This window comes from Rhodanobacter sp. KK11 (genome assembly GCF_033345435.1).
Classification (GTDB): Bacteria; Pseudomonadota; Gammaproteobacteria; order Xanthomonadales; family Rhodanobacteraceae; genus Rhodanobacter.
The window spans coordinates 1,436,911-1,443,425 of sequence record NZ_JAWPMI010000001.1 but is presented as its reverse complement, the minus strand read 5'-3'; the positions used below and the strand labels follow the sequence as shown (position 1 = coordinate 1,443,425).

The 6,515-nt window shown below is 66.1% G+C and carries 8 protein-coding genes; 6 read left to right on the top strand and 2 right to left on the bottom strand.

Translation table 11 applies throughout. The features are described 5' to 3' along the window. The 5 genes from R5H19_RS06450 to pilH form a co-directional block, all read left to right on the top strand. A partial coding sequence (locus tag R5H19_RS06450) for a 2-oxo acid dehydrogenase subunit E2 (RefSeq protein ID WP_318158118.1) occupies positions 1–528 on the top strand: 528 nt, incomplete at its 5' end. Between the two features lie 142 nt (positions 529–670). Then, positions 671–2,095, top strand: coding sequence for a dihydrolipoyl dehydrogenase (gene lpdA, locus R5H19_RS06445; RefSeq protein ID WP_318158117.1), 1,425 nt, complete (start codon positions 671–673; stop codon positions 2,093–2,095). Positions 2,096–2,254: 159 nt separating this feature from the next. Further along, positions 2,255–2,851, top strand: a complete 597-nt coding sequence (locus tag R5H19_RS06440; RefSeq protein ID WP_318158116.1) for a TIGR00730 family Rossman fold protein — start codon at positions 2,255–2,257, stop codon at positions 2,849–2,851. A 17-nt stretch (positions 2,852–2,868) separates the two neighbouring features. Next, the gene (locus R5H19_RS06435) at positions 2,869–3,867 is read left to right on the top strand and encodes a YhdH/YhfP family quinone oxidoreductase (RefSeq protein WP_318158115.1); all 999 of its coding nucleotides are present in this window, start codon (positions 2,869–2,871) and stop codon (positions 3,865–3,867) included. A 69-nt stretch (positions 3,868–3,936) separates the two neighbouring features. Next, a complete protein-coding gene (gene pilH / locus R5H19_RS06430; protein ID WP_318158114.1) occupies positions 3,937–4,302 on the top strand; it encodes a twitching motility response regulator PilH in 366 nt (121 codons plus the stop codon). Positions 4,303–4,371: 69 nt separating this feature from the next. Here pilH and R5H19_RS06425 read toward each other — a convergent pair whose 3' ends face one another. Further along, positions 4,372–5,265, bottom strand: a complete 894-nt coding sequence (locus R5H19_RS06425) for a DnaJ C-terminal domain-containing protein (RefSeq protein WP_318158113.1) — start codon at positions 5,263–5,265, stop codon at positions 4,372–4,374. 96 nt (positions 5,266–5,361) lie between these two features. Further along, positions 5,362–5,820 carry an Hsp20/alpha crystallin family protein gene (locus R5H19_RS06420; RefSeq protein ID WP_318158112.1) on the bottom strand — a complete coding sequence of 153 codons (459 nt, stop codon included), beginning with the start codon at positions 5,818–5,820 and terminating at the stop codon, positions 5,362–5,364. Between the two features lie 143 nt (positions 5,821–5,963). Here R5H19_RS06420 and R5H19_RS06415 point away from each other — a divergent pair, with 143 nt between their 5' ends. Next, positions 5,964–6,446, top strand: a complete 483-nt coding sequence (locus R5H19_RS06415) for a peroxiredoxin (RefSeq protein WP_318158111.1) — start codon at positions 5,964–5,966, stop codon at positions 6,444–6,446. Positions 6,447–6,515 lie beyond the last annotated feature (69 nt).

Here is a 6,515-nt window from a genome sequence, read left to right as displayed (position 1 = left end):
AAGCTCGGCTTCATGAGTTTCTTCGTCAAGGCCGCCGCCGAGGCGTTGAAGCGCTACCCGTTCGTCAATGCCTCGGTCGACGGCAACGACGTGATCTACCACGGCTACCAGGACATCTCGATCGCGGTGGCCACCGACAAGGGCCTGGTCACGCCGGTGCTGCGCGACGTGCAGGACATGAGCTTCGCCGACGTCGAGAAAGGCATCGCCGACTACGCCATCAAGGCGCGCGCCAACAAGCTGTCGCTGGACGACCTGCAGGGTGGCACGTTCACCATCACCAACGGCGGCACCTTCGGCTCGCTGCTGTCCACCCCGATCGTCAACCCGCCGCAGAGCGCGATCCTGGGCATGCACACGATCAAGGAGCGTCCGATCGTCGAGAACGGCCAGATCGTCGCCGCGCCGATGATGTACATCGCGCTCAGCTACGACCATCGCATCATCGACGGCAAGGACGCGGTGCTGTTCCTGGTCGACATCAAGAACCAGCTGGAGAATCCGCACAAGATGCTGCTGGGCCTGTAACCGCCTGAGCCCCTCTCCCGCAAGGAGAGGGGCTGGGGTGAGGGTTCGGTGATACCGCAACGCCTCGCTCCGTCCGCACCCTCATCCGGCGCTTCGCGCCACCTTCTCCCGGTGGGAGAGGGAAAGAGCAAAGAGGAAAACCATGAGCGACAAATTCGACGTCATCGTCATCGGCGGCGGCCCGGCCGGTTATCACGCCGCGATCCGCGCCGCGCAGCTCGGCCTGAAGACAGCCTGCATCGACGCCTGGGCCGGCAAGGACGGCAAGCAGGCGCTCGGCGGCACTTGCCTCAACGTGGGCTGCATCCCGTCGAAGGCGCTGCTCGATTCGTCCAAGCAGTTCCACAACCTTGCACACAACCTCCCGGTGCACGGAATCACGGTCGAGAACGCCAAGGTCGACCTCAAGACCTTCATCGGGCGCAAGGAAAAGATCGTCAAGCAGTTCACCGGTGGCGTGGCCCAGCTGTTCAAGGCCAACAAGATCACCAGCTTCTTCGGCACCGGCAAGCTGCTGAAGGGCAACCAGGTCGAGATCACCGGCAACGACGGCAGCAAACAGACCATCGCCGCCACCAACGTGATTCTGGCTTCCGGTTCGGTGCCGATCGAGTTGCCGTTCGCGAAGTTCGACGGCAAGAACATCATCGACAACGCCGGCGCACTGGAGCTCGACGCCGTGCCGAAGCGCCTTGGCGTGATCGGCGCCGGCGTGATCGGCCTGGAGCTGGGCAGCGTATGGCGCCGCCTCGGCGCCGAGGTCACGGTGATCGAGGCACTGCCGGAGTTTCTCGCCGCCGCCGACGCGGACATCGCCAAGGTGGCGGCAAGGGAATTCGCCAAGCAGGGCCTGGACATCAAGCTCAACGCCAAACTCGGCAAGGCCGAAGTGAAGAAGGACGGCGTACACCTGGTTTATACCGACAAGGATGGCGAACAGAAGCTCGTCGTCGACAAGCTGCTGGTCGCCGTGGGCCGCCGCGCCTATACCGCCGGGCTGCTGGCCGACGACACCGGCGTGAGACTGGACGAGCGCGGCCGCATCATCGTCGACGAGCATTGCCACACCGGCGTGGACGGCGTGTGGGCCGTGGGTGACGCGGTACGCGGCCCGATGCTTGCGCACAAGGGTTTCGAGGAAGGCATGGCGGTCGCCGAGTGGATCGCCGGCAAGGCCGGGCATGTCAGTTACGACACCATCCCGTGGGTGATCTACACCGAGCCGGAAATCGCCTGGGCCGGCAAGACCGAGAAACAGCTGAAGGACGAAGGCGTGCCTTACAAGGTCGGCAGCTTCCCGTTCGCCGCCATCGGCCGCGCCGTCGCGATGAACGAGGCCGTCGGCCAGGTGAAGATGATCGCCCATGCCGAAACCGACCGCATCCTCGGCGTGCACATGGTCGGCCCGGGCGTGTCCGAGCTGATCGCCGAGTGCGTGGTGGCGATGGAGTTCAAGGGCTCCTCCGAGGATCTGGCCCGCATCGTCCACGCCCACCCGACGCTGTCCGAGGCCGTGCACGAGGCGGCGCTGTCGGTCGACAAGCGCGCCATCCACAAGGGCAACTGATCGCCCACGCAAGGCCAACGCGGCCCGCTCGTGGCGACATGGGCGGGCCGTTTCTTCTGCCGTAGGAGCCCACTTGCGGGCGATGCTTTTGGTCGAGATCAGAGCAGAAGCATCGCCCGCGAGCGGGCTCCTGCAAAAACACGTTTCAACGGAATACGCATGCCCCAACCCACCGCCATCTGCGTCTACTGCGGCTCCAGCAGCGGCAGGCACCCCGAGTACGCCGAGCAGGCGCATGCCTTCGGTACGGAAATGGCCCGGCGCGGCATCGCGCTGGTCTACGGCGGCGGCAAGGTAGGCCTGATGGGCGTGGTGGCCGACGCGGTGCTCGCCGGCGGCGGCAAGGTGATCGGAGTGATCCCGCGCCAGTTGGTGGAACTGGAAGTAGCCCATCCGGGCCTGAGCGAACTGGTGATCGTCGAGACCATGCACCAGCGCAAGACGCGCATGTACGAGCTGTCCGACGCCTTCGTCGCCCTGCCCGGCGGCTTCGGCACGATGGACGAGATGTTCGAGATGCTGACCTGGGCGCAGCTCGGCCTGCATCGCTATCCCTGTGCTTTCCTCGACGTGCGCGGCTATTACCGCGACCTGCGCACGATGATGGAGCACATGGTCGACGAATCCTTCGTGAAGGCGGCGCAGCGCGACAGCATCTGGTTCGGCGACGACATCGCCGCATTGTTCGACTGGATGCGGGAGTACGAAGGCAGCTACACGCCCAAGTGGATTTCCTCCCGCAGCGTCGACGCCTGATTCCACAGGAGGTCGAGATGCCCCATTTCCGCGCTTTCCGCATCCACAACGACGACACCGGCTACCGCGCCGGCATCGAGACCATGGAAACCGGCGCACTGTCGCCCGGTGAAGTGCTGGTCAAAGTCGCGTATTCCTCGGTCAACTACAAGGACGCGCTGGCCGGCACGGGCAAGGGCCGGATCCTGCGCACCTACCCGCTCAACGGCGGCATCGACGTGGCCGGCCACGTGGTCGCCTCGACCGATCCCGCGCTCAGGGAAGGCGATGCGGTGCTGTGCACTGGCAGCGGCCTGTCCGAGACGCGCGACGGCGGCTACGGTGAATACGCGCGCCTCGACGCGCGCTGGACGATCCCGCTGCCGGCCGGCTTGAGCCTGCGCGAAAGCATGATCATCGGCACCGCCGGCTTCACTGCGGCACTGGCCCTGCTGCGCATGCAGGACAACCGGCAGTCGCCGGCGCTGGGGCCGATCGCGGTGACCGGCGCCAGCGGCGGCGTCGGCATGCTGGCGATCGACATCTTCAGCCGCGCCGGCTACGAGGTGCATGCGATCAGCGGCAAGGCCGACCACTTCGACTTCCTGCGCGAGCTCGGTGCCAGCGAATGCATCGACCGCCACCAGCTCGCCTTCAGCGGCAAGCCGATGGACTCCGCCCGCTTCGGTGGCGCGCTGGACAACGTCGGCGGCGGCATGCTCGGCGGCCTGCTGCCGCTCATCGCGCCGTACGGCAACGTGGCGATCTGCGGCAATGCCGGCGGCATCGCCTTCGACAGTACGGTGATGCCGTTCATCATCCGCGGCGCCAGCCTGCTCGGCATCGCCTCGGCCGGCACCGCCCGCGATCTGCGCGACGCGGTCTGGCAGCACCTCGCCAACGACTGGAAACCGCAGCACCTGGAACGCATCGTCACTCGCGAGACGAGCCTCGACGAACTGCCCGACGTGTTTGCGCGCATGCTCGCAGGCGACTCGTTCGGGCGCACCCTGGTACGCATCGAAGGCACGGTTTGACGAAGCCGCGCTTGGAAGTACCATCGCCACGGCTTAGAATCAACGAAACTCGCAGGGGATTATCACCTTATGGCACGCATCCTGATCGTCGACGACTCCCCCTCGCAATTGCTGGGCATCAAGCGGATCGTCGAGAAGCTCGGGCATGAAACCCTGTCGGCCGAAGACGGCGCCGCGGGCGTGGAAGTGGCCAAGCAGGAAATGCCCGACCTGATCCTGATGGACGTGGTGATGCCCAACCTCAACGGTTTCCAGGCCACCCGCACGATCAGCAAGAACGCCGCAACCGCGCACATTCCGATCATCCTGGTGACCACCAAGGACCAGGAAACCGACCGGGTCTGGGGCATGCGCCAAGGCGCCAAGGCCTATGTGACGAAACCGATCAAGGAAGAGGAACTGGTCAAGGCGCTGCAGGAATTCCTGCCGGGCTGATCTGCGGCGCAACGATTCCACGAAAAACGGCGCACCAGGCGCCGTTTTCGTTCACGCCGACTGCATGGCTCAACGCCGCGGGTCGAAATTCCCGAACTCCCCGTGCAACGCCTCGTAGGCGGCCCGCTGCCTGTCGTTCTCCGCCGCCGGCGTGCGGATCGACAGCTCGACCAGCTGGTCGCCCGGATTCGCGCCGGGCATGCCGCGTCCCTTCAGGCGCAGCTTGCGCCCTGACTGCGAGCCGGCCGGGATGCGCAGGTCGACCGTGCCGGCCAGCGTCGGCACCGGCACGGTGGCGCCCAGTGCCGCCTCCCACGGCGCGATCGGCAGCACATGCACCACGTTGCGGCCGTCCAGGCGGAAGCGCGCATCCTCGCGGATGCCCACTTCCAGCAGCAGGTCGCCGTTCGGCCCGCCGGCCACGCCACTCTGGCCCTGGCCGGCCAGACGGATCACCTGGCCCGGCTGGATGCCGGCCGGGATCTTCACTTCCAGCACGCGTTCGCCGCCGGCGGGGTCATGCATCGACAACCGCGTGCGGCCGCCGTCGAACGCGGTCTGCAGGTCGATCTGCACCGATGCCTGCACGTCGCGACCGCGACGTGGGCGCGGTTGGCCACGATGGCCGCCAGCCGCGCCGCGGCCGAACAGGCTCTCGAAGAAATCGCTGAAGTCACCGTCGTCGCCGCCGAAACCCTGCTGACCCTGCCAGCCCGGCGGCGGACGGAACGGCTCGCCCTGCCGATAGCCGCCGGCGCGCAACTGGTCGTAGGAGCGCCGCTTCTCGGCATCCTTGAGCACTTCGTTGGCCTCGTTGACCGCCTTGAACTTCTCCTCGGCGCCGGCTTCCTTGTTCTTGTCCGGGTGATACTTGCGCGCCAGCTTGCGATATGCAGCCTTGATTTCGGCCTCGCTCGCATCGGGCTTCACGCCCAGGATCTCGTAATAGTCTTTGAATTCCACGCAGGCACTCCGCCGATTCGATCTCTTCAACACGCGACGACCTGCCGCGGATCATCATCCGCAGCAGGTCGTCTCCGCAATACTCGCGGAATGGCTTCAGCTGCCGGTATTGATGGTGATGCGGCGCGGTGTGGTCTCCGCCTTCTTCGGAATGACGATTTCCAGCACGCCATGCTTGCCATGCGCGGTGATGCCCTCGGCATCAGCGCTGTCGGGCAGTGCAAAGCGGCGGTGGAACAGGCCGTGCGAGCGCTCCAGCCGGGTGAACTTGCCGTTCTGTTCGCGGTTCTCCACGGTGCGTTCGCCCTTGATGGTGAGGATGCCCTTCTCCATGCTCACCTCGATCTCCCCGGGGTCCACCCCCGGAACATCGGCATAGATCACGAAGCGCTTGTCCTCTTCCTTGATGTCCACGCGCGGCGCCCACTGGCTGGTCACCACGTTGGACTGGTCCGCTTCGGCCGGGCTGCCGAGCAGGCGATCGAAGGCCTCGCGGATGTCACCGATGTTGGCCATGCCGGTCGGGTTCCACGGAAAATTGCGACTCAGATTCATGTTCGTCCCTCCTCGTCGATAGGAATTGCGGCCCGATGCCGCTTGTCCGGGAAGTGGGTTTGGGTGGCTCCCGATTCAAGGCGACAAGCCTGATCCGGCGGCGCTAGCATGGCGGGAGTCGCCAACGAAAGGAGCCTCCAACCATGGCCATCCAGATCGGCCAGTCGCTGCCGGACGTCGAACTGTCGGTGGTCGGCGAGGACATTCGCCCCTGCCGGACCGGCGAGCTGTTTGCCGGCAGCCGCGTCGTGCTGTTCGCCGTCCCTGGCGCCTTCACACCGACCTGCTCGAGCCGGCATCTCCCCGGCTACGTGCAGCATTACGCCGACTTCCAAAAAGCCGGGGTGAAGGTGATGTGCCTGGCCGTCAACGACGCCTATGTGATGCAGGCCTGGGCTCTCGCCCAGCGGGTGCCCCCAGGCTTGCTGATGCTGGCCGACGGCAACGCCGGCTTCACCCGCGCCCTGGGCCTGGAACTGGACGGCAGCGCTTTCGGCATGGGCCTGCGCGCGCGCCGCTTTGCGCTGTATGCGGAGGACGGCGTGGTGCGCCTGCTGCGGGTGGAAGCCCCCGGCGAACTGCGTATCTCAAGCGCCGAGGCAATGCTGGCCGCGATCCCCCGCTGACCAGTACACGGCTCCTGCCACGAAAAACCCCGGCATGGCCGGGGCTTTTCGTGGCAGGCCGGTCGCGGA